This is a genomic window from Polaromonas sp. CT11-55, assembly GCF_047303325.1.
Taxonomy (GTDB): domain Bacteria; phylum Pseudomonadota; class Gammaproteobacteria; order Burkholderiales; family Burkholderiaceae_C; genus Polaromonas.
The window spans coordinates 1-21,520 of the sequence record NZ_JBKBEX010000027.1 but is presented as its reverse complement, the minus strand read 5'-3'; the positions used below and the strand labels follow the sequence as shown (position 1 = coordinate 21,520).

Here is a 21,520-nt window from a genome sequence, read left to right as displayed (position 1 = left end):
GGCAACACTCAGATTTCCGCGCCCTCGACCAGAAAGCGCACGCGCTTCACGCCCTGCCATTCGTCGGCGTCCAGCCGGAAGGCCAGCTTGACCCGGGCCGGCAGCGTCTCGGTATGGCCGAACCAGATGCCGTCCACCGGCTGGCCCTGGTGCTTGAGCTTGAGCGCCAGGTGTTTTTCGCCGACCAGGCGCTGCGACACCACTTCCACCACCTCGCTAAAGGTGGGCGCGGCAAAACCCTGGCCCCAGACTTCCTTGTGCAGTGTGTCGACCAGGTCGGCGCGCCGGTATTCGGGCGCCAGCGGGCCGTCGGTGTCCATGCGGCGCGTCAGCGTGGCCGCGTCCAGCCATTCATGCGCCACCTGCTGCAGCGCCTGCTCGAAGAGCTCGAAATTTTCCTCGGCGATGGTGCAGCCGGCCGCCATCGCATGGCCGCCAAAACGCAGCAGCACGCCCGGGTGGCGCTTGGTCACCAGGTCCAGCGCATCGCGCAAATGGAAACCCGGAATCGAGCGGCCCGAGCCCTTGAGCTCATGCTCCTTGCCCGGCGCCTGGCTGGCGGCAAACACAAAGGTCGGCCTGTGCAGCTTGTCCTTCACGCGTGAAGCGACGATGCCGACCACACCCTCATGGAACTCCGGGTCGAAAATCGCGATCGCCGGCGGCGGCTCCTCGTCTTCGTCGATCATCGCGTCGGCCGCCAGCTGCGCCTGCTCGCGCATGCCGGCCTCGATGTCGCGGCGTTCGCGGTTGATGCCGTCCAGCGTCTTGGCGAGCTCTTCGCCGCGCGCCGCGTCGTCGGTCAGCAGGCATTCAATGCCCAGCGTCATGTCGCTGAGGCGGCCCGCCGCATTGATGCGCGGGCCCAGCGCAAAGGCAAAGTCAAAGGTGGTGGCCGCGGCCGCCTGGCGGCCCGCCGCGCTGAACAAACCGGCCAACCCGGCCGGCAAATGGCCGGCGCGTATGCGCTTCAAGCCTTGCGCCACCAGCCGGCGGTTATTGGCGTCCAGCTTCACCACGTCGGCGACGGTACCCAGTGCCACCAAAGGCAGCAAGGCATCCAGCTTGGGTTGATTGGCCGCATCAAACACGCCACGCGCGCGCAGCTCGGCCCGCAGCGCCAGCAGCACATAAAACATCACGCCCACGCCGGCAATCGACTTGCTTTCAAATGTGCAGCCTGGCTGGTTGGGGTTCACGATCACGTCGGCCTCGGGCAGCACCACCAGGCCGTCTTTCAGCGCCGGCAGGTGGTGGTCGGTCACCAGCACCCGCATGCCGAGCTCACGCGCGCGCGCCACGCCCTCCATGCTGGCAATGCCGTTGTCCACCGTGACCAGCAAGTCGGCGCCGCCGGCTTTCACGCGCTCGGCAATCGGCGGCGTCAGGCCGTAGCCGTCGGTCACGCGGTCGGGCACCAGGTAGCCCACATCCCGCGCGCCCAGCAGCCCGAGGCCGCGCAGCGCCACGGCGCAGGCAGTCGCGCCATCGCAGTCGTAATCGGCCACCACACAAATCTTTTTGCCGGCGGCCATCACGTCGGCCAGCAGTCTGGCCGCCTCCAGCGCGCCGCGCAGCGACGAAGGCGGCAGCAACCGGCCCAGGCCGTCGTCAAGTTCGTCGGCCGAATGCACGCCCCGCGCCGCATAAAGCTGCGCCAGCAGCGGGTGTATGCCGGCCTGCTGCAGCGCCCAGACGCTGCGCGGCGGGACTTCTCGTACCTGGATTTTCATGAGGGGGTTTAAAACTCTCTATATATGAGGAGGTGCCGGGGCGCTGAGGTTTACAGCCGTTCCAGCAACGCTAGCAAAGGGGTGGGGGCCAGGCTGGCCGCGATTTTGGCAAAGAGGCCTTGGTGCGCCGTCTCAAAGGTGGTCGCGCCGCGCTCACCGCACAGCGTCAGCCGCACGGTCTCGCCCGCGCGCTGGCGCGCCAGCAGGGCGGCGATTTCGTTCGCATCGAGCGCGGCCCAGGCCTGGGCATAGGCCGCCCAGTCGTCGGCAAACACGGCTTGCGCCAGGCTGCGCGGCATGGCCGGTATTGGCGCTTCGCCAGCCGTGTAGCCCGCAATCAGCGCACCCGTGCCGCTGGGCCAGAACGAATTCACCGGCAACTCGCGCCGCGCCGCGCGCTCGTCATTGAGCGCATGGGTGTAAAGCAGCATCTGCATCTCGTTTTGCAGCAGCTTGATCTTGCGCGCCGTGCCGCCGGAATCGTCCTTGTTTTGTTTGGGCAGCCACGGGTCCACATTGCGGCCCAGCACGCGGTCCAGCGAGGCGGTGGGCAGGCTGCGAAACAGCTCGCCTTCGGCCAGCCAGCGCGCCGGCCCCAGGGCCGGCACATAGTGCAGCGTGATGCCGTCACCCTCAAAATAAGGCTGCATTGCCGCCAGCAGGGCGTGCGATTCGTCCTCTTGCAGGCCCAGCGCGGCCGGGTCCGTCAGCGTTGCATGCTCGCGGCCCATGGCCCAGTGGCAGGGCGTGATCCAGGCCCAGGCCTTGCCCGTGCTGCCGGGCAGGTGCAGCGCCGCATCGCGCGCCGCCCAGGGAATCAGGCCGTCAGGCGTGCCCGAATCCGCGATGCCCAGCGCCCGGGCCAAAGCCCGTTCATGCGGCGGCGACAGCGTGTGGGTATCGGCCTCATCAGTGTGCACTGACTTCATGCCCTTGAGCAGCTGGGCCATGTTGCGTGTGCTGTCGGCCGGCAGTGCTTTCATCGCCGGCAGCCAGGCCTCCGCGCCGCAGGCCGCGAAGGGCAGCAGCAGTTGCGGCCCGGTGAAAGGGGTGGAGGAATTGGCTGACATGGGGCTATTGTCCGGGATGCCACAATGGGTCCTCCAAAAAAACGCAGCCGCCGCCGCGCGGGCACCCGCTTGATGAGTATGCAAATCCCCTATGAGCTGATTCTCGGCTGGCGCTACACCCGCGCCGGCCGCGCCACCCGGCGCAACGGTTTTATCTCTTTTATCTCGGGTGTCTCCATGCTGGGTATCGCGCTCGGCGTCGCCGCCCTCATCATTGTGCTCAGCGTGATGAACGGCTTCCAGAAGGAAGTGCGCGACCGCATGCTGGGCGTGATCTCCCATATCGAGGTCTTCGCCCCGGGCGGCGTCGCGCTGCCCGATCCGGCCAAAACCCTCGCCGAAATCAAGGCCAACCCCCAGGTCACGGGCGCCGCCACTTTTGTCGCGGCCCAGGCCCTGCTTGCGCGCGGTGAAGACATGAAGGGCACGCTGGTGCGCGGCATAGACCCCGCCCTTGAAGGCCAGGTCACCGACCTCGCCGTCACCTCGGCGCCCACGCTGGCCAAACTGGTGCCCGGCCAGTTCGGCGTGGTGCTGGGCGGCGAGCTGGCCCGCGCCATGGGCGTGCGCGAGGGCGACACCGTCACCCTGATCGCGCCCAGCGGCCAGGTCACCCCGGCCGGCGTGGTGCCGCGCTTGAAGCAGATGACGGTGGTCGGCACTTTTGACTCCGGCCACTATGAATACGACTCGGCCCTGGTCATGATGCACCAGGACGACGCCGCAAAAATCTTCCGCCTCGAAGGCCCGACCGGCATACGCATACGCCTGAAGGACTTGCACCAGGCGCGCGAAGTGGCGCTGGAGCTGTCGCGCACGCTGAGCGGCGACCTGCTGATACGCGACTGGACGCGCCAGAACAAGACCTGGTTCGCCGCCGTGCAGCTCGAAAAACGCATGATGTTCATCATCCTCACGCTCATCGTCGCGGTGGCCGCCTTCAATCTGGTCAGCACCCTGGTCATGACGGTCACCGACAAGCGCGCCGACATCGCGATTTTGCGCACCCTGGGCTCCAGCCCGAAAAGCATCATGAAAATCTTCATGGTGCAGGGCGCGCTGGTCGGCGTGATCGGCACGCTCTCGGGCCTGCTGCTGGGCCTGGGCATTGCCTTCAACATCGACGTCATCGTGCCGGCGATCGAACGCGCGCTCAACGCCAGCTTTTTGCCCAAAGACATCTACCTGATCAGCCGCATGCCCAGCGAACCGCAATACGCCGACATCATGCCCATCGTTGTCATCTCCCTGCTGCTGTCCTTTTTGGCCACCATCTACCCGAGCTGGCGCGCCAGCCGCGTGAACCCGGCGGAGGCTCTCCGCTATGAATGACCAAACCATGAGCCCAGCTTCCGCTTCTTCACTCCTCGGGGATTCACTCCCTCTCCCCTCGGGAGAGGGCAGGGGTGAGGGCCAGCGGCCGCAAACCCAGGGCGAAGTCGTCTTGAAAGCCCAAGCCCTCACCAAACGCTTCCACGAAGGCCGCATAGACCTCACGGTCCTGCACGGCGTAGACCTGCAAGTCCACGCCGGCGAAACGCTCGCCATCGTCGGCGCCTCGGGCTCCGGCAAAAGCACGCTGCTGCACCTGATGGGCGGCCTGGACGCACCCACCAGCGGCCAGGTGGAGCTCAAAGGAAAAGTGCTGTCGGCCTTGTCGCCCCAGCAGCAAGGCGACTTGCGCAACCAGCATTTAGGTTTTGTCTACCAGTTCCACCACCTGCTGCCCGAATTCAGCGCCCTCGACAACGTCGCCATGCCCCTGTGGATACGCCGCCAGGCGCCCGCCGAGTCGTCGCGCATCGCCACCGAGATGCTGGCGGCAGTCGGCCTCAAGGACCGAATCCACCACCGCCCCGCCGAACTCTCAGGCGGCGAACGCCAACGCGTGGCGATTGCGCGCGCCCTGGTCACACAACCAGCCTGCGTGCTGGCCGACGAACCCACCGGCAACCTGGACCGTTCCACGGCCGACGGTGTGTTTGAACTGATGCTGAAACTTGCGCGTGATTTCGGCACGACCTTTGTGCTGGTCACGCATGATGAGGCGCTGGCCTCGCGCTGCGGGCGGCGGTTCAGGCTGGTGTCGGGGAGGCTATCGGAGTGGGCTTGAGCGCGTCTGAACGACGGGGACCCGTCGAGCGCAAGGATACCGATGTGTACGTCGGTGTTGCTGTGCTGGCGCTGGGCCTAGGGCTTCTTTTCGCGTTCTTTTTCTTCAAGATCACGATTGTGTTTGTCCTGATGGGCGCGATAGGCTGGATGGCTGTGGCATTGCGCTGTTGGTTCAGCAACGTGAGTTTCGCGCGGATTCTCGCCGTGTGTATCTTCCCGCCGATCCTGTTATTGCTGTTGGTCGGGCCTTCCATCAAAAGAGCCCAAAAGGTTCGCCCCAGCTAGAAGATTGGCTACCAACCTCGGGGCTGCGCGCTGTGCGTGTCGGAGTGGGCTTGAGGCCCGGCGGGATTTAATCCTTCTTGCCGCCACGTGGCTTGGCCCGCGACCGTGTGCGGCTGTCCTCGCCGAGTGAATCCCGCCAGTGCTTCAGCTCATCACTCGCGAGCGGCCGGCCGGGTTCTTCCGTGCCGTGCGGGGCCAGCTTTTCCTGCAAGTCCCTGACTCGCAAAAAATTCCTGAGCGAAGCGCGAATCTGGTCGAGCGCGGTGCTGCCTTTTTCACGCTTGTCTTTGGGAGCCATGCGCCAGCATATTCGCCGCTATGTCAAAAGACATCCATGGATGTCATCTTTGGATGTAGGACGAGGCTTACACAGCAGGGCCGCGAGGGACCTGTACCACTCGATCATCTCCGCCACCGCAGGACGGTTTTGCAATAGCCACAAGACTTCGGATTGAAATTTCCAGGTGGAGTGCGGTTGCAGACGGGGCATCGGTACTTTGTTTCACCAATGGCTAAAAGCGTGAAGGCAATACCGAACATCGCAAGCTGCAGCCATGCAGAGGCGGCCATGACAACGGAAACAATTGCCGCAAGCAAGGCAACCATGCCGGGCACAAGGTAGCAGGCAAGCAGCCTGGCACGCAATTTCTGAAAGCGGATGGCCCGTTTTTTGACGTAGTCGTTGCGTGAACGTGCCATAAGGTTTTACGCCGGGGGGTGTGTGAGTTTTCGAAAGGTTCGCTCAATGGAGGGGCTTGTATGAGGGGACTGTTCGTGACTCGAGCCTACAGTCAATCCTCAACATAAAAATACCGGTCTGCATTAAGTTTGTCGACTAACAGCGCTTTCTCGCGAACATCTTTGCCTGATGCGCAATTGGGACATTCTTTCATTCCAGGCATTGAGTTTCATACTTTGCAGGTTCCCGCAGCAGTGATCAGGGCTCGGCGTACTCGCCTGGAATGAAGTTGCCAGGCACGAGGAGTAAAGCGAGGATGAGCAGCGGATTCAGCGGCGGTACGAACCATAGCAAGGCTATGCCTGTGCAGAACGGGCCATACAGGCCTATATCGCGCAACCTGGGAAGAATGGCACGCGAGAAGAAAAAATAGACCGTTGGCAAGAGCAGGATGAGCATCACAAGCACAAGCACAAGGAACAAGGCCAGGTAGGCGTTGTCTCGAGCGGCCAAGATTTGACTCACGTTTGCCGTGATCCATAGCACCGAAAGCGCTGCGTATGCAAGCACAAATCGAAGCAGAAAAGCCAGCCGCGAAATCTTTGACTTGTTGCCTGTGGTGGATGGATTCATCGCCCGCTATTCCCAAGGTAATTACCGACGGCCTGGCGCCGGCTTTGCAGTGACGCGCTCATCCAGTGAGGCTCCTCACTGCAAAGACCAGGATGAATCCGGCCAGAGCAAAGCTCAGGCGCCAGATCGCCCACCCAACAACCACGGCTGTACTCAGCAAATTGTCATCAAGCTCCCAATGGTGAGAACTGCGGATGAATTTCATGAACCTGTGGAAGGCATCGCCAATCCCCCACGACAAGTCTTCACTTATCGCTCCAATCTCGCTGTATATCTTGGGATGAGCAGTCCTCAAACGATGAAGAGCACCGTGGATGGATACAAAGCCGAGCACCATGAGCACAAGTACACCTGCAAAAAACATCTTCTCAAAAAATACCGGAAGCCCGGCCGGAGCAACCAGCAGGCCTATGGCGATGCCAGCCAACGCGAAGACGAATTCTGTGCGGCCCATGGTTCAGGTCGCGTCCGAGGGAGACGGTGCAAGCCGGATCTCGGAGTAGCGCATTGACCATACGTGGCCGACGATCTCTACTTTGCCCATGTCCTCCAGTTCATCCATGCGTGCCTGAATATAGGCGAATGGCAGGTGAGGATAAGACTGGTCGAATTCCTTTATCAGATCTCCGACGATCTTGGCAACCTTCTGCCAGCGATCCGAGCACTCCCGAAGGATCAACGCGTCTACCGCGGCTGCTTCCGCAGGCGAGGCCGCGCGCATCTGGGCGATCTCTTCATCGCTTGGCTCGTACGGCGCGGAGTCCGGGTCGTAGACAGGATCTTCATTCATGGGTTGAGCACGGCTGGTTCAGGTCGAGTGAAGTTACCACAAGGCAAATCCATCTTTTTGATGTTCGCCGTCAAACGGGTTGATTGTCTTTTGCCCCCGAATCCTCGCGCCACAGCAGGATTGCTCCGCAACGGCCGCAAGACTTCGGGTTGAAATCCGGCCCATCGCCTTCAGCGGGTGTTCGCTTGCAAACGGGGCATTTGTATTTGTAGTCGCCAATGCACAAAAGCACAAAACCCACACCGGAGATCGAGAATTGCAACCAGGCAGGCGCATCCATCACTGAAGCAACAATGAACGCAAGCAGGAAAGCCATACCCGGTACGAAGTAAGTGCGGATCACTCTTGCGCGGAGCTGCTGGAAGCCGATTGCCCGCTGTTTCATGTAGTCGCGACCGGAGAGTGGCATAAGGTCTAACGTAGAGATAAACGGTGCGGATACAACGGCGGCGGCGAAGCGGGGAGGCCTCAACTCGCCGGTGTTGGCCAACTTGCCAGACAACGGCTCACTTTAGCCGCACTCCGCATTCAGGGCATGTTGTTGGATTAAAGATAATGCTCTCTTCATTCGGAACCTTGTTGCATGCGGGGCAACGATATAACGCGACTGCAATAAGGGCGCCGACCGTCATCAATGCAAAAGCTGCGGCAACAATCATTTCTTTCGCGGCATGCTCTTCCCCTGCAAAGGCGGCAAACAGAGCGCCGGCCAGCCCGAGAGCAAGCCAGGGTAGCGCTAGCCAGCCCACGATGCGTCTGCGCCGTCGAAAAATTTCTGCTGATGTCATGCGCGCTTCCCCGTGTTGACGATGATCGGTGGCAAGCCACCGTTCAAGCCTCAATATAAAAATAACGATCCGCGTGTTCGCAAAGATGCCTGACCAAAAAGGGAATCCGCTCCCAGTCGTCCTTCCAGGGGTTGTCCACGGCCTCATACGCGGCCTCGATGCTGCCGTAGTCCAGCGGTGTTTGAACATACTGCGCGAGCATGCGCTCCAGCGCCGTGGCTTCTTCGGGCATGCCCGCTTCGGCATAAGCTTTCGCCGCAGCCTGCACCAGCGCCAGCCCCGAGTTGTCGGTACCCGTCTTGAATCCCTCGCCGGCGCGGCTAGCCTCCCATAAGAAGATGGAATACACCATCCTGTAGCCGGGCGGGAGCTGGGCCAGCAGCTGGTCGGCGTTTTCGACGTCCAGCTCGGACGCCAGCTGGTACATGCCTTCTTCCGGCGTGCCCTCGCTGTCTGATTGCCAGAAGGGGGAAATGTCGGAACCGGCGGAGCTGGAGGCTTCCTCGACCATCTCGAGGACCAGGGGTGGAATCATGCGTGCCATGCTGAACGACCTGTTGATGCTGCATTGAAATGTGTGCTGCCGTGGTTGATTCCGCCGCGACTCACAATGGACTGCAGCTCAAAAGACATGGGTTGCCTGGAGACTTCCCCCATCACGGCTGGCCGTCAAAAGCTTCCAGTTCCGCCGGAAACGTCACCCATGAAAGACAACGCTGCGTCCAGATTTGCCGCTGCGGGGCGCCCAATTCATGCCGCTGTTTCAGCGTGCCGATGCGCAGCGAGTAGGCCTGCGGGTTCTCCGCGGCGCAGGCATACAGGGGACTGCCGCAGACCTCGCAAAACGCGAGAATGCGCTTGGAGCCGCTGGCCGCCGTCTTGATGTAGGTCCGGGGTGTGCCCTTCACCAGCCGGAAGGTACTCGCGGGCGCGGGGATGTTGGCCCGAAATACCGAGCCGGACTGCGTCTGGCAGTCGGTGCAATGGCAGACCGTGATGGTGCCCGGCTGGACTTGCGCTTCGTACTCAATCGCGCCGCAATGGCATTGACCTTGAACTTTCAATGACAGCTCCTGAGGATCGCAATGGCTGATTCTGGCCCAATCCCTCATCTTACCGGCGCTTGCAATGGGGCCAGCCGGTCATTGGGCCGCATGGGGCAAGCCTCGTGTGTTCCCTTCCTGCCCCGGCCAGTTTCCCACAGGAAGATGGCATGCACCATTCTGTGCCAGGCGGGAGCTGGGCCAGCAGCCGGCCGGCGTTCTCGACGTCCAGCTCAGGCGCTAGCTATTTGCGGCAGTTGACTCGTCAATTTGCGTGGGGTTCTCACAAACGTTCTCTACGTAAAACTCCACTCTGAAGAATCAAACCGGAGTCTCCCTCCGGCTCACCCGCCTTGATTTCTTCACTCACTTGCCAATGCAAGGAATCGCCGCGGACCTTCGCCGATCCGAACACGATCTGGCCATTTCTTGCGCTTGTCACTGTGAGTACAGCAGTACCGCCAACCACAAGGCCTTTGACGGTGCCTTCGCCTCCCTCATTCATGCGTCCGCAGCCAGGCGTTGCCATGGAGTGATCCCCAACGATTTTGGCGCCTGTTTGCGACAGTTTAAAAACCGCCGTGCCGCACTCGACTTTGTCTTTCTTTTCAGCCGGTGTCCTGAGGTCGATGGACCATGTTCCGGTGAACGGTGTTGAAAGGCCCTGCGCTTTGGCCGGTGCAAAAAGCGCGAGGCCGAAACTGGCCAGAATTTGAACGATGTAAATCCGCATATCTTCCCGTCATGGTGAGTGGATTCATTGACCCCGACATGGGCGCGCGGGTCTAGCGTTCCTTGGCATAGCGCTCTATGGCCTCGGAAGTGATGGGAACTGCCTGTGTGATCTGCTTGTAGTCTTCGCTCAAGTACTTGCAGTGGGGCGTTTCACCGGGTGCCGGCGTGACGCACAGGGTCATCTTGCGCGAACCCCATCCGTCCAGGCCATCCGTGATCTCCACACTGGCGACGCTGGCTCCGCCAAGGCAGGCATCGCCCAAGACGACATCCTGCAATACCGGGCTTCCGTTTCTCAAGAGATTCAGCTTGATCGAAGGGGCGCCACCGCACTCGCCGCTTTCACGGGCATCTTCCTGCGATGTCCGTAAGCTGTAGGTCGATTCAGGCAGGCTGCAGTTCCGGTCCAGCTTGCGTGGATCAAAATACCCGTGGCGTTGCCAGGCGCGCATTCGCGCTGCGAGCTTTCTGTCATCGAACTGCGCGTCAGTGAGCGCCGCCGGCCCGCTGACAGGTTTGTATTCAAAATAGAAGTACCTAGCTTCAGGTATGCAGGTCACGCGGACAAAAGTCAGGGGCCAGTCGGCTCTTGCCGCAGCGGAGAACAGGCACGCGATGATAAAGACAGAGATTCGCACAAGTTTCCCCAAGAACGCCAGCGTTGATCAAAAGCTGCAAGAGATTCTAGGGGGAGTGTCTTACATCCTGGCGCCTCATATCCCTACCCCTGGCGTCAGTCTGTCGGGCGGCGTGGAAATTCGCCCTGCTGATGATCGGACGCGGTTCTCAGGGATACGGGCCATCGTCCTACAGCCGCGAAGCCGCCGCGTTCTAGCATGAAACCACTCTCATCAACTTCTCAAGGAGATTGAAAATGATCACCCTCAAACAAAGCGTACTCGGCGCGGCAACGGTTGCACTGGCTGCCCTCACGGGCTGCAGCGGCATGACGACACAGGACAGGAATACCGCCATAGGCGCAGGCGTCGGCGGTGTGGCCGGTGCGGCCCTGACCGGCGGCAGTGCCCTGGGCACCGTGGGCGGCGCCGCGGTCGGCGGTGTGATCGGGCACGAAGTCAGCCCGAAAAAGTAAAGCAACATCGCTGACAGGCAGGGCCGCTCTTCCATGAGGCGCCGCACAGGCGCTTCGTGCGGGCGGGCCTTGACGCCGCATGCGAACCGACATCCTGGAGCATGAGGGCCTGACTTTGGGCCTGCTCACGGCCGGCGACCCCGCCCGGCCCGCCATCGTGCTGCTGCACGGCTGGCCCCATGACAAACAACTCTATGCCCCCGTGGTCGACACACTCGCCGCCGCCGGGCATTGGGTGCTGGCCTTTGACTTGCCGGCCATAGGCGATTCACGCGGCGCGCCGCCCTCGGCCGAAAAAGCCGTGCTGGCCGATATCCTGATTGGTGCGGCGGAACGCGCCGGCGCGCGCGCCATGGTCGTGGCTGGCCTCGACGTGGGCGGCATGATCGCCTATGCGGCGGCGCGCGACCACGGCCAGCGCATCGCGGGTGCCGTGGTCATGAATACCGTGGTCCCCGCCATAGACCCTTGGGACACCGTGCTGGCCGACCCGCGCATCTGGCACTTCGCCTTCCATGCCCTGCCCGAATTGCCCGAGCTGCTGGTCGCGGGCCACCAGCGCGCCTACTTTGATTTCTTCACCAACTTCCTGGCCGGTAAAAAAGAGGCGGTGACCGACGACTACCGCGCTGCCTTCGCGCGCGCCTATGAGCGCCCCGAGGCGCTCAAGGCGGGCTTCGACTGGTACCGCGCGCTGCAGGCCGATGCCAGGCACAACAGCCGGCACAAGGCGATCGAAACGCCCATGCTTTATCTGCGCGGCGACGCCGACGGCCGTTCGCCCGAAGACTACCTCCCGAGCCTCAAGGCCATGGGCGCAAAACACCTCAAGGGCGAGGTACTGCGCGGCAGCGGCGAATTTGCGCCGCTGGAGGTGCCCGAGGCCTTTACGCGGGCCATAACCTCTTTCGCAAAAGAGTGCCAGGCCGGCTGACCCCGCGCTGCCCCAGCGTCAGGCCGCCTGCGGCAGGTAGCTGGGCCGGGGCGCCGTCAGCCCGCGCTTGACCTGCTGGGTCATTTCATCGCCCAGCACCTCATCGGCGCCGGCCTCCAGGCCGTCCAGCGCGCGCTTGACGATGTCCTCGGGGCTGCTCTTGGGCACGTCGAAATCACGAATCAAATCGGTGTCCACATAACCCATGTGCAGGCCCAGCACCTGGGTCTTTTGCGCGGCGAGTTCATGGCGCAGCGAATTGGTGAGCGACCAGGCTGCGGACTTGCTGGCCGCATAGGCCGCGAGCTCACCGCCGTTGACCCACGAAACAATCGACAGCACATTGAGCAAACCGCCGCCGCCGTTGGCCTTGAGCACGGGCGCAAAAGCCTTGCTCATGCGCAGCACACCAAAGAAGTTGGTCTCCAGCATGCGGTGGGAGGTCTCCTCGCTGTCGGCCGCCAGGAAACCGCCGGGCTTGCCTACGCCGGCATTGTTGATCACCAGCGTCACATCCGATGCCAGTGCCGCGGCGGCCGCCACCTCTTCAGGTTTGGTCACGTCGAGCTTCAGCGCCTGCACACCGGGCAGGGTGATGGTGGCCGGGTCGCGCGCCGCCGCATACACCTTGCGCGCGCCGCGCGCCAGCAGCTCGCGCGCAAAAGCCAGGCCTATGCCGCGATTGGCACCGGTGACGAGGACGACGGAATCTTTGATCTTCATAAACTTCTCCAGAAAAAAATAACAAGTGGGGAACACACAATCCGGCTGCCGGCTTCCACCCGAACCGGCACGAACAAAAAACTCAGCGAAGCTTGACGACCACCTTGCCTTTGGCGCGCCCCTGGGCCAGGTAGACCAGCGCCTCCTTGGCCTGCTCGAAGGGAAACACCTTGTCGATCACCGGCCGGATGCGCTCCGCCTTCAGGAGTTCACCGATTTGGGCGAGCTGGCCGCCATCGGGGTGCGCAAAGAGAAATGAATAGGTGACGTCCTGCTTTTTCGCGAGGCGCTTGATCTTGCGGCTCATCATCCCGAACACAAAGGTCAGGACGAAGTTCAGCCCCCGGGCGCGGGCGAATGCCGCGTCCAGCGGCCCGACCAGGGAGACCATGGTGCCCCGCGGCTTGAGGATGCCGACGGCTTTCTCCAGCGCATCACCCCTGACGGTGCCCAGCACCGCGTCGTAGCCGCGCAGCACGTTCTCGAATTCCTGCTTTTTGTAGTCGACCACCTCGTCCGCGCCCAGGCCGCGCACGAAGTCCACATTGCCCGTGCTGGTGGTCGTGCCCACCTTGGCGCCCAGCTGCTTGGCCAGCTGGATCGCAAACGTGCCTATGCCACCGGAGCCGGCGGGGATGAAGACTTTCTGACCGGCGCGGAGATTCACGCGTTCCTTCAGCGCCTGCCACGAGGTGAGCCCGACCATCGGGATTGACGCCGCCTGCACAAAGTCCAGGTTGTCCGGTTTCAGCGCGGCCACGCTTTCGGGTACCACCGCGAACTCGGCGATAGCGCCCTTGCCCGTGTCGAAGATGCTCGCGAAAACGGCATCACCCGGCTTGAAGCGGGTCACGCGGCTACCGACCTCCGTCACCACACCGGCCAGGTCGCTGCCCAGCGTGGCGGGCAGCTGGAACTTCACCACAGCTTTGAAGAGCCCGGTCGGGATCATGTTGTCGATCGGGTTCACGCCCGCAGCGTGGACTTGAACCAGTAGTTCGTCGGGCTTGAGCGTTGGGCGGGGAACTTCGGCGAAACCGATATCAGGCGATTTGCCATAGCGTTGGAAGGTCAGTGCTTTCATTCTTTTCCTTGGTAATTACTTTTCAAGCACGGTGGCGCGAGACGGCGACAGCGCCCGCGCATCCAGCTGCAGGTTCTTGCGTATGCCGGTATCGACCAGCCCGGCAGGCATAAAGCGGCGCAGCCATTGCAGGCCACCCGCGCGCGGGCCGGCGGTGTAGCGCAGCTTGGGATTCACCGCAAGGGCGGCCTTCAGCACGGTGTCGGCGACCACGGAAGGCTTGTCGCCTTGCTCGACAAATTCGCTCATCTTTTGCGTCACGGCCGCGCGGGCCTCGCGGTAGGCCTCGAGTTTTTCGTCGGGCTCCAGCAGATTGGCGTCGAACTGGGTGTTGGTGTTTGCCGGCTCTATCACCGAGACGCGTATGCCGCGGGTGCGCAGCTCATGGTCCAGCGATTCGGAATAGCCTTCCACCGCATGTTTGGTCGCGGCATACAGCGCCATATAGGGCATGGGCAAAAAACCAAACACCGAGCCCATGTTGATAATGCGCCCGCTGCCCTGGCGCCGCATATGCGGCAGCACGGCCCGGGTCATGCGAACCAGCCCGAAAAAATTGGTGTCAAAAATCGCCTGGGCCTGCGCGATGGAGCTTTCTTCCGCCCCGGCCGGCGCGACCCCAAACCCCGCGTTGTTGACCAGCAGGTCTATGCGGCCTTCGCGCGCGATCAGCGTCCGTACCGCGGCCTCAGCCGATTCATCCTGGGTCACATCCAGGGCCAGCATCTCAAACGGTTTGGCCTGGCCCGCCTGCGCGCCGCGCCGGCTGGTGCCGTAGACCTTGTAGCCGGCTTTCACTAGCCGCAGCGCGGTCGCTTCGCCTATGCCCGAGGAGGCGCCCGTTACCAGGGCAATCTTGTTGTGGGTGTTCATGGGGTTCCTTTAGGGGCGTGAAGCGTGTTTGACATGATGGTTGTCATATATAAGGATGAAAAAAAAGAGGACGTACTTCAGGGGGAATCAAACGGGGGCGGGCGTCAGCTGCTTGATCGCAGCCTCGCGCAGGCTGTCCGCCAGAGCGGGTTCGTCGACCGCGCGGGCCAGCAGCAGGGTGCCGACCATGGTGGACACCGTCACCAGCGCGCGCTCATGGGCGCCGGGTTGGCCCCAATCGGGCGACTGGCGCGCGACCAGGTCAATCATTTCCTTGATGTGGCGTGTGGTGGCGCGGCGCACCTCGGGCGCCTGGCGCGGCGTCTCGGAGCCCAGCGCGGCCAGTGGGCAGCCCATTTCCACCTGGGCCACATGTTCGGGCGAAAGGTAAGCACTCACCATGGTCGCCAAAGCCTCATCGGGCGGCGTGGCGGCCGCCACACCCGCCACCAGGGCGGCAGCCTCGGCACAGGCCCGGGTCGCGGCTTCGGCCAGCATGGCCTCGCGCGAGGCGAAGTGGGCGTAAAACCCGCCATGGGTCAGGCCAGCCTCTTTCATGATGTCGGCCACGCCCGTGCCGCCATAGCCGCTGCGGCGTATCGCCCGCGCGGCCACGGAGACGATGCGCTCGTGTGAGGCCTCCTTGGCGGCGGTTCTGGCGTTGATTTTGGGGTGTTTTGCGTTTCGCATGATGTGCATCATACATTAATTCAAATGAATCCGCAGATTACGCAGATTTCCGCAGATTGAAGAGAAGGCCTTGACGTCGGGTGTCTCATCCCATACGCCGGCTACACCGCTTGCATCAGGATGGCTTGCTGAAGGGGCAGTGCGACCCGTCAGATGCCCTGGATGGAAATATACCCAGCCAGTGCGATGGCAAAAAGCGCGACAACCTTCGAGAGGAGGGTCAATTTTCGCCCCGGATCGCGTTTTCCTCGAATATGGTCGACAAGCAGCGCGGTGATCATGGCCACGACGATGACTGGCATCGAGATCGCACGATGTTCGACGAAAAAATACCCATAGACCGGATACAGCGAAGAGCTCCCTTCGGTGTAGCGCAGGTAGATCTCCCACGCCATAAGGCCGAGGCTGGAAACGAGAAAGAACCACGTCAGACCGCTGCGCAGAACGCTCCCGAAGCTATCCTCTACAGGCTTACTGTCCTGGTTCATGGATTCCTTTGTGAGTGATTGCTGTCATGTTGAGACGTGGGCCTTTAGCACCGCTTGTGCATCCGCGGTCAGCGAATACCCGCGGCTCTCCGTTCGACCGTTCTTTTGTAGGCTTCCTGCACGGTTGCCAGCAGGTCAACCTCCTTGCCGTGGCAATTCCTCAGCGTGACCCGGTAGGAATCGACGTCTTTATGCTTCACGAACTTGACGGCGGGCGTTTCAGCGTCGAACCACAGCCTCTGCCGTGTGACTGAGTAGCCGCAGTAGTCGAAGAGGGCCACATCGTGTTTTGCTTCCAGGCGAAGATTTCCTTCGCGGTCAAAAATAAGCACCGCCGTTCCGGGGAGCCCGTTGTTTGACAGTGCAACGAAGAAAGATCCGTCGGGCGCTGGAAAGATTTGCTCAAAATAGACGCCCGGAAATCGCGCCAGCAGATCTTTTCCCCGTGAAACCTCGACAACAAAGTCGGGATACTGCTGGTCCTTTCTAGCGTCAATGATGCGTCGAACGGAAACATCGCCATAAGTGTCCGTCTTGCTGCTGATGGTGGCGGGATAGCGCCAGGAGTCCGCCGAAGCAAGGGTTGAGATGAGGGTGATTGCCGAAAGCAGGGCCAGCCTTGTGATCCACCGCAGGATGTTCATGGGAAATTCATTTCGAAACGACATGCCATTCTTCTCACCGATTCTTTGCTCTTCGACTTTCGACACGGCGATTGTGCTGTTCGATCGCTTTGTATTTGCGTGATTCCAGCCACCGGGCGGCGAACGCACCAACAAGTCGGAGCGCCGCCAGGTAGGCGATAGCTGCGGCAAACGACGTCCAGTCACCCAGCAGCGCACGAGCCGGTGGGCCCCAAATGGCCAGCGGCAACAGCCCCGCCAGGTAGATCCAGAAGGAAAGGCGGTTCTTCATGCGCTCAAGCCGTATCGGGCCACCGCAGTATGGTTCCGCAATGGCCGCAAGATCTTGGGTTGCAGTCCGGGCCGTCGCCTTCACCTGGCGTTCGACGGCACACGGGACACTTGTACTGTGCTCCGCCGATGGACAGAAACGCAAAGGCCACACCGAAGACTGAAAGTTGAAGCCACAGGGGCGCATCCATCACCACTGCAACAATGAACGCAAGCTCCAAAGCCATGCCGGGGATGAAGTAACGAGCGAGCAATTTCGCACGCAACTGCTGGAACCGGATCGCTCGCTGTTTCATGTAATCGCGACCGGAGATTGGCATGGGATCTACCTGTGGAGAGGGTTTGGAACAAGCAAGTCGCTGACCGGGTCGCGCGACCCGTCAGATGCCGTTGATGGAAATATACCCCGCCAGCGCGATGGCACAAAGCGCCACGATCTTTGAAAGGAGCCCCAGTCTGGTCCCTGGATTGCGGTTGGCCCGGATGTGCTCGACAAGCAGTGCGGTGATTAGGACCAGGACGACGATGGGCATCGAGATCGCACGGTGTTCGACGAACAGGTACCAGTAGAGCGGCTCCAGCGAAGACCTTTCTCCGGTGTAGCGCAGGTAGGCCTCCCGTATCAAAAAGCCGAGGCAGAAAACCAGGAACAGCCACGCCATGCTGCTGCGCAGAACGCTGCGGATGGGGCTTTCTTCTGTCTCGCTGTCTTTGTTCATTGATTCCAAGGCCTAATCCCTTCACCAGCAGCTGCGAGATGGATGCAGCGGAAGGTGAGGATCACCTGAAGCGCCGGCACAGCCCTCAAAGAATCCGGTTAAACCAAAGCAGCGACAAGCTAGCCGACACCAGCGCCAGCGCAGCTGCCACCAGCGCCAGCAAACCGGAAATCTCAGTCTCTTTCTTCTCAATCGCCAACCGCGAACTCAGCGTCTCATAGACCTTCTTCAAGTCAGCCGCGGTGCCGGCGTAGAAGTACTCCGCCTGCGTGGTGCGCGCGATGCCTTTGAGAGTTTCCTCGTCCAGCTTGACGCGCATGGACCAGCCTTCAAAGCCAATCGTCTCGCCGTCAACCGTGCCCACCCCCACGGTGTAGACACGCACGCCGCGGTCGGCGGCGGCTTTGGCTGCGTCCAGTGAGTCGACGCCGGTGGTGCGCTGGCCGTCGGTCAGCAGGATGATGGCGCCTGAGGTGTAGGAGCCGGGGGCGACGGGGACAAATTCTTTTTTGGCGGCGGCGTTTTTGTCGGGGTTCAGGGCCTGGTCTATGGAGGTGCCGCGCGGTTTTTCGCGGCCGTATTGCATGGAGGCTAAATCAATGCCGGCATCGGGAAACAGTTCGGCCAGCGAGACGACGATGCCGTTGCCGATGGCGGTGCCGCGCTGCAACTGGAATTTGTCGATCGCGACGACCAGATCTTCGCGGCTGAGCGTGGGTTGTTGCACCACAGAGGCCGTGCCGGCAAAAGCGACTATGCCCACGCGCACATTACGCGGCAGATCGGCCAGGAAAGCCTTGGCGGCGTTTTGCGCGGCGACCAGGCGGTTCGGTAACACGTCGGCGGCGCGCATGCTGCCCGAGACGTCCATGGCCAGGATGATGGTTTCGCGCTGCGAGGGCAGGCTGATGACAGCAAAGGGGCGCGATGCCGCGACCAGCATGGCGGCGATGGAGAGCAGGAAGAGCAGCGGCGGCACATGGCGCCTGAAGCCCTGGCCGCGGCCCATGGCTTCGCGCACGATGGAGAGGCTGGCATAACGCAGCGCGATTTTTTTCTTGCGGCGCAGCAGCCAGATATAGACCAGCACCAGCAGCGGAATCACGAGCAGCAGCCACAGAAATTCCGGCCACAAAAAGTTCGGCCAAGGCAGTTTGGCCAAAAAGGAAGTGAACCCGCTGAAGTTCATGATGGGATGTCCTTGGGTCGGCTTCAGGCAGCGCGCTTGAGGTGGGCGGGCAATGCATTGCCTCCCGCGCCGGTAGTGCGGCTGCGGCGCTTGCGCAGTTCGGTGAAGCGCATGATGGCGTCGACCAGGTTGTCGTCGGTGGACAGCTCCAGCGCGTCGACGCCGGCGCGCGCCAGGGCTTGCCTTAACTCGGCCTCGCGCTGGGCCGCTATGCGCGCAAAGCGTTTTCGGAAACCCGCGTCATGGGTGTCGACCAGCAGTTGTTCGCCGGTTTCGGCGTCGCGTATCGGGATCAGGCCCAGGTCGGGCAGGTCCAGCTCCAGCGGGTCCAGCAGGCGCACGGCCACGACTTCGTGGCGGCGGGCCAGCTGGGCCAGGGGTTTTTCCCAGCCGGGTTCGCTGATGAAGTCGGACACGACGAATACGGTGGAGCGCCGGCGCAGCAGGTTGGCGGCGGATTCGAGCAGTTCGTGCAGGCGCGTGGTGCGCAGTTCGGTGATTTCAGGGCGGGTTTGCAGGGTGTGCAGCAAATGCAGCACATGGTGGCGGCCGCCGCGCGCGGGGAGCACGGCGTCGACGCCCGATCCATACAGCATGGCGCCCACGCGGTTGCCGTGGCGGGTGAGCATGCGGGCCAGCACGGCGACAAATTCGGCCGAGACATTGCGCTTGCGCTGCTCGCTGGAGCCGAAGTCCATGGAGGGGCTCAGGTCCAGCAGAAACCAGGCGCTCATCTCGCGGTCTTCGGTGAAGACGCGCACATGGGGTTGTTCGAGCCGCGCGGTGACGTTCCAGTCGATGTGGCGCACGTCGTCATGGTGCTGGTATTCGCGCAGGTCGGCCAGGTCCATGCCGGTGCCGCGCAGCAGGGTGCGGTAGTCGCCCTGCAGCAGGCCGTCGAGGCGGCGCAGCACGGTCCACTCGAGCCGGCGCAGCAGCTGGTCGGCGCCTGCACTCCCCGTTCGCCCTGAGCTTGTCGAAGGGTGGGCTTCGACAGGCTCAGCCCGAACGGAGGGGGGGCGCGCGTGGGCGGGTTCAGGCGGCGAGTTTTTCATGTTCCAACGGTTTTGCTGGAGGAGGGATTTTTGCCATGATTTTTGCAATCAGGCCGTCGGCGGACAAGCCTTCCGACAGCGCCTCATACGACAACACCAGCCGGTGCCGGAACACATCGGGCACCAGGTCCGTCATGTCCTCGGGCAGGGCATAGCTGCGGCCGCGCAGCAGGGCCAGGGCGCGCGCGCCTTCGGTCAGGTTGATGGTGGCGCGCGGGCTGGCGCCGAAGGTGATAAAGCGCTGCAAGTCTTTGAGCCCATGCTTGACGGGCGTGCGCGTGGCCGAGACCAGGCGCACCGCGTACTGCACGAGTGAGGGGTCCACATAAATGCGGCGGCATTCGGCCTGCAGGGCGGCGAGCTGCTCGGTGGTGGCGACGGCGCTCACGGCCACGGCGGGGCCGGTGACGCGCTGGACGATGACAAATTCTTCTTCGTCGGTGGGGTAGTCGACCAGCACCTTCATCATGAAGCGGTCCACCTGGGCCTCGGGCAGCGGGTAGGTGCCTTCGGTTTCTATCGGGTTTTGCGTGGCCATGACCAGGAAGGGCTCGGGCACCTTGTGGGTGGTGCCGGCAATCGTGACCTGGCGCTCCTGCATGACTTCGAGCAGCGCGCTTTGCACCTTGGCGGGCGCGCGGTTGATTTCGTCGGCCAGCAGCAGGTTGGTGAAGACCGGGCCCAGCGAGGTGCTGAACTCGCCGGTTTTCTGGTTGTAGATGCGGGTGCCCACCAGGTCGGCGGGCACCAGGTCGGGCGTGAACTGTATGCGCTTGAATTGGCCCTGCACGGTGTTGGCCAGGGTCTTGATGGTCAGGGTCTTGGCCAGGCCCGGCACACCCTCGACCAGCAGATGCCCCTGGGCCAGGATGGCGACCATGACGCGCTCGAGGAAGCGGTCCTGCCCGACGACCACGCGCTTGACCTCGTAAAGAATCTGCTCCATGAGCTGGGCGGTGTCGTGGTTGGCGTTTTCAGGGGTCAGGTGGTCCATGCGTCAGTCCTTGGGAGGGGTGAGGTCAGGTCAGTCGGTGAAGCCGTCGTCAGAACGGCGGCATGCCGGCGGCCGAGGCGGCGTTTTCAATCGGCACCGCAAAGCCTATACCGACAAAGGTGCGCTGCTGGTTGGGGTTGAAGATGGCGGTGACGATGCCTACCACCTCGCCGTCCATGGTGACCAGCGGGCCGCCGGAGTTGCCGGGGTTGGCGGCGGCGTCGAACTGGATCAGGTTGCTCATCATCTGCTTGCCTTCGGGCGAACGGAAGTTGCGCTTGAGGCCGGAGACCACGCCTTGCGAGGCAGAGGGCCCTATGCCGAAGGGGTAGCCCACGGCCATGACCTGGTCGCCGGGCGCCAGGTCGGCGGTGGAGCGCATGGTGGCGGCGATCAGGTCGTCGGGGATTTTGTGGGCCTGCAGCACGGCCAGGTCGTTCTCGGGCTGCACGCCGGTGATGCTGGCGGTGGACTCCAGCCCGTCGGCAAAGGTGACCTTGATGGTCTGGGCGTTCTGCACCACGTGCAGGTTGGTCAGGATGATGCCCTTGTCGACAATGACCACGCCGGTGCCCACGCTGCGCTCGGCGTCTTCCTTGCCGTCCTTGTCCTTGCCCAGGCCGGTGATGCGCACCACCGAGGGGATGATGGTGTCGTAAGCCTTGGTGCCGGGCGAGGGCAGCACCGTGGTCTCCAGGGTCTTGAGCACGGCCGCGTTGATGTCTTCCTGGGTCAGCTTGCGGGCCGGGTGGCGCAGCGGCGAGGAAAAGCTGATCGCCAGCAGCAGGGCCAGCAGGCCGACCACGGACCACAGCAGGTAGAGCTGGTGGCGCGCCAGGTAGCCGGCCAGGCGGGCGGCGCGGGGAAAGCGGGAAGGTGGGGCGGGTTGGGAG

The 21,520-nt window shown here is 62.6% G+C and carries 31 protein-coding genes; 5 read left to right on the top strand and 26 right to left on the bottom strand.

What is annotated here, in order from left to right:
- Positions 1–8: 8 nt before the first annotated feature.
- A complete protein-coding gene (recJ, locus tag ACEN8I_RS20065) occupies positions 9–1,733 on the bottom strand; it encodes a single-stranded-DNA-specific exonuclease RecJ (protein WP_413330395.1) in 1,725 nt (574 codons plus the stop codon).
- A 50-nt stretch (positions 1,734–1,783) separates the two neighbouring features.
- Positions 1,784–2,803, bottom strand: a complete 1,020-nt coding sequence (locus tag ACEN8I_RS20060; RefSeq protein ID WP_413330394.1) for a hypothetical protein — start codon at positions 2,801–2,803, stop codon at positions 1,784–1,786.
- 78 nt (positions 2,804–2,881) lie between these two features.
- On the opposite strand from ACEN8I_RS20060, the gene ACEN8I_RS20055 reads away from it, so the two are divergent.
- Genes ACEN8I_RS20055 through ACEN8I_RS20045 form a run of 3 tightly spaced genes read left to right on the top strand, consistent with a single transcriptional unit; the run spans position 2,882 to position 5,203 of the window.
- Positions 2,882–4,135 (top strand): lipoprotein-releasing ABC transporter permease subunit, encoded by a 1,254-nt coding sequence (locus ACEN8I_RS20055; protein WP_413330438.1) that lies wholly within the window; start codon positions 2,882–2,884, stop codon positions 4,133–4,135.
- 7 nt (positions 4,136–4,142) lie between these two features.
- Positions 4,143–4,916, top strand: coding sequence for a lipoprotein-releasing ABC transporter ATP-binding protein LolD (gene lolD / locus ACEN8I_RS20050; RefSeq protein ID WP_413330393.1), 774 nt, complete (start codon positions 4,143–4,145; stop codon positions 4,914–4,916).
- Positions 4,913–5,203: a hypothetical protein gene (locus ACEN8I_RS20045; RefSeq protein ID WP_413330392.1), complete on the top strand. Its 291-nt coding sequence runs from the start codon at positions 4,913–4,915 to the stop codon at positions 5,201–5,203. Before lolD ends, ACEN8I_RS20045 begins: the two co-directional genes overlap by 4 nt.
- Before the next feature lie 67 nt (positions 5,204–5,270).
- On the opposite strand, the gene ACEN8I_RS20040 is transcribed toward ACEN8I_RS20045, so the two are convergent.
- From ACEN8I_RS20040 to ACEN8I_RS19990, 11 genes are all read right to left on the bottom strand, one after another.
- Positions 5,271–5,501, bottom strand: coding sequence for a hypothetical protein (locus ACEN8I_RS20040; RefSeq protein ID WP_413330391.1), 231 nt, complete (start codon positions 5,499–5,501; stop codon positions 5,271–5,273).
- 104 nt (positions 5,502–5,605) lie between these two features.
- Entirely contained in the window at positions 5,606–5,902 is a 297-nt protein-coding gene (locus ACEN8I_RS20035; protein WP_413330390.1) for a hypothetical protein, read from the bottom strand.
- Positions 5,903–6,140: 238 nt separating this feature from the next.
- Positions 6,141–6,515 carry a hypothetical protein gene (locus ACEN8I_RS20030; protein WP_413330389.1) on the bottom strand — a complete coding sequence of 125 codons (375 nt, stop codon included), beginning with the start codon at positions 6,513–6,515 and terminating at the stop codon, positions 6,141–6,143.
- A 58-nt stretch (positions 6,516–6,573) separates the two neighbouring features.
- The gene (locus tag ACEN8I_RS20025; RefSeq protein ID WP_413330388.1) at positions 6,574–6,969 is read right to left on the bottom strand and encodes a hypothetical protein; all 396 of its coding nucleotides are present in this window, start codon (positions 6,967–6,969) and stop codon (positions 6,574–6,576) included.
- A gap of 3 nt (positions 6,970–6,972) precedes the next feature.
- A complete protein-coding gene (locus ACEN8I_RS20020) occupies positions 6,973–7,305 on the bottom strand; it encodes a DUF3658 domain-containing protein (RefSeq protein WP_413330387.1) in 333 nt (110 codons plus the stop codon).
- Positions 7,306–7,375: 70 nt separating this feature from the next.
- Entirely contained in the window at positions 7,376–7,714 is a 339-nt protein-coding gene (locus tag ACEN8I_RS20015) for a hypothetical protein (protein ID WP_413330386.1), read from the bottom strand.
- 97 nt (positions 7,715–7,811) lie between these two features.
- On the bottom strand, positions 7,812–8,093 hold the full coding sequence (locus tag ACEN8I_RS20010; RefSeq protein ID WP_413330385.1) for a hypothetical protein: 282 nt from the start codon (positions 8,091–8,093) through the stop codon (positions 7,812–7,814).
- Between the two features lie 43 nt (positions 8,094–8,136).
- Complete coding sequence (locus tag ACEN8I_RS20005) at positions 8,137–8,628, bottom strand: hypothetical protein (protein ID WP_413330384.1); 492 nt, start codon at positions 8,626–8,628, stop codon at positions 8,137–8,139.
- 121 nt (positions 8,629–8,749) lie between these two features.
- Positions 8,750–9,157, bottom strand: coding sequence for a GFA family protein (locus tag ACEN8I_RS20000; protein WP_413330383.1), 408 nt, complete (start codon positions 9,155–9,157; stop codon positions 8,750–8,752).
- Between the two features lie 262 nt (positions 9,158–9,419).
- The gene (locus ACEN8I_RS19995; RefSeq protein WP_413330382.1) at positions 9,420–9,869 is read right to left on the bottom strand and encodes a hypothetical protein; all 450 of its coding nucleotides are present in this window, start codon (positions 9,867–9,869) and stop codon (positions 9,420–9,422) included.
- A 52-nt stretch (positions 9,870–9,921) separates the two neighbouring features.
- Entirely contained in the window at positions 9,922–10,509 is a 588-nt protein-coding gene (locus tag ACEN8I_RS19990) for a hypothetical protein (protein ID WP_413330381.1), read from the bottom strand.
- A 236-nt stretch (positions 10,510–10,745) separates the two neighbouring features.
- Between ACEN8I_RS19990 and ACEN8I_RS19985 the strand changes: the two genes are divergently transcribed.
- Together ACEN8I_RS19985 and ACEN8I_RS19980 are read left to right on the top strand one after the other, a co-directional pair.
- Positions 10,746–10,964 carry a glycine zipper 2TM domain-containing protein gene (locus ACEN8I_RS19985; RefSeq protein ID WP_413330380.1) on the top strand — a complete coding sequence of 73 codons (219 nt, stop codon included), beginning with the start codon at positions 10,746–10,748 and terminating at the stop codon, positions 10,962–10,964.
- Between the two features lie 79 nt (positions 10,965–11,043).
- Positions 11,044–11,898 (top strand): alpha/beta fold hydrolase, encoded by an 855-nt coding sequence (locus tag ACEN8I_RS19980; RefSeq protein WP_413330379.1) that lies wholly within the window; start codon positions 11,044–11,046, stop codon positions 11,896–11,898.
- An 18-nt stretch (positions 11,899–11,916) separates the two neighbouring features.
- On the opposite strand, the gene ACEN8I_RS19975 is transcribed toward ACEN8I_RS19980, so the two are convergent.
- The 13 genes from ACEN8I_RS19975 to ACEN8I_RS19915 form a co-directional block, all read right to left on the bottom strand.
- A complete protein-coding gene (locus ACEN8I_RS19975; RefSeq protein WP_413330378.1) occupies positions 11,917–12,621 on the bottom strand; it encodes an SDR family oxidoreductase in 705 nt (234 codons plus the stop codon).
- 82 nt (positions 12,622–12,703) lie between these two features.
- Positions 12,704–13,705 (bottom strand): NADP-dependent oxidoreductase, encoded by a 1,002-nt coding sequence (locus ACEN8I_RS19970; RefSeq protein ID WP_413330377.1) that lies wholly within the window; start codon positions 13,703–13,705, stop codon positions 12,704–12,706.
- Between the two features lie 15 nt (positions 13,706–13,720).
- On the bottom strand, positions 13,721–14,578 hold the full coding sequence (locus tag ACEN8I_RS19965) for an oxidoreductase (protein ID WP_413330376.1): 858 nt from the start codon (positions 14,576–14,578) through the stop codon (positions 13,721–13,723).
- Between the two features lie 87 nt (positions 14,579–14,665).
- Positions 14,666–15,280 carry a TetR/AcrR family transcriptional regulator gene (locus tag ACEN8I_RS19960; RefSeq protein ID WP_413330375.1) on the bottom strand — a complete coding sequence of 205 codons (615 nt, stop codon included), beginning with the start codon at positions 15,278–15,280 and terminating at the stop codon, positions 14,666–14,668.
- Between the two features lie 137 nt (positions 15,281–15,417).
- Complete coding sequence (locus ACEN8I_RS19955) at positions 15,418–15,756, bottom strand: hypothetical protein (RefSeq protein WP_413330374.1); 339 nt, start codon at positions 15,754–15,756, stop codon at positions 15,418–15,420.
- Between the two features lie 68 nt (positions 15,757–15,824).
- Positions 15,825–16,466 carry a hypothetical protein gene (locus ACEN8I_RS19950; RefSeq protein ID WP_413330373.1) on the bottom strand — a complete coding sequence of 214 codons (642 nt, stop codon included), beginning with the start codon at positions 16,464–16,466 and terminating at the stop codon, positions 15,825–15,827.
- Positions 16,435–16,671, bottom strand: coding sequence for a hypothetical protein (locus ACEN8I_RS19945; protein ID WP_413330372.1), 237 nt, complete (start codon positions 16,669–16,671; stop codon positions 16,435–16,437). The genes ACEN8I_RS19950 and ACEN8I_RS19945 overlap by 32 nt, the downstream gene beginning before the upstream one ends.
- A gap of 4 nt (positions 16,672–16,675) precedes the next feature.
- On the bottom strand, positions 16,676–16,990 hold the full coding sequence (locus ACEN8I_RS19940) for a hypothetical protein (RefSeq protein ID WP_413330371.1): 315 nt from the start codon (positions 16,988–16,990) through the stop codon (positions 16,676–16,678).
- A gap of 60 nt (positions 16,991–17,050) precedes the next feature.
- Positions 17,051–17,389 (bottom strand): hypothetical protein, encoded by a 339-nt coding sequence (locus tag ACEN8I_RS19935; RefSeq protein WP_413330370.1) that lies wholly within the window; start codon positions 17,387–17,389, stop codon positions 17,051–17,053.
- A gap of 85 nt (positions 17,390–17,474) precedes the next feature.
- Positions 17,475–18,578, bottom strand: a complete 1,104-nt coding sequence (locus ACEN8I_RS19930) for a VWA domain-containing protein (protein ID WP_413330369.1) — start codon at positions 18,576–18,578, stop codon at positions 17,475–17,477.
- Between the two features lie 23 nt (positions 18,579–18,601).
- Positions 18,602–19,633: a DUF58 domain-containing protein gene (locus ACEN8I_RS19925; protein WP_413330368.1), complete on the bottom strand. Its 1,032-nt coding sequence runs from the start codon at positions 19,631–19,633 to the stop codon at positions 18,602–18,604.
- Entirely contained in the window at positions 19,614–20,627 is a 1,014-nt protein-coding gene (locus tag ACEN8I_RS19920) for an AAA family ATPase (RefSeq protein WP_413330367.1), read from the bottom strand. Before ACEN8I_RS19920 ends, ACEN8I_RS19925 begins: the two co-directional genes overlap by 20 nt.
- A gap of 49 nt (positions 20,628–20,676) precedes the next feature.
- On the bottom strand, positions 20,677–21,520 hold an 844-nt coding region (locus ACEN8I_RS19915; RefSeq protein ID WP_413330366.1), incomplete at its 5' end, for a S1C family serine protease.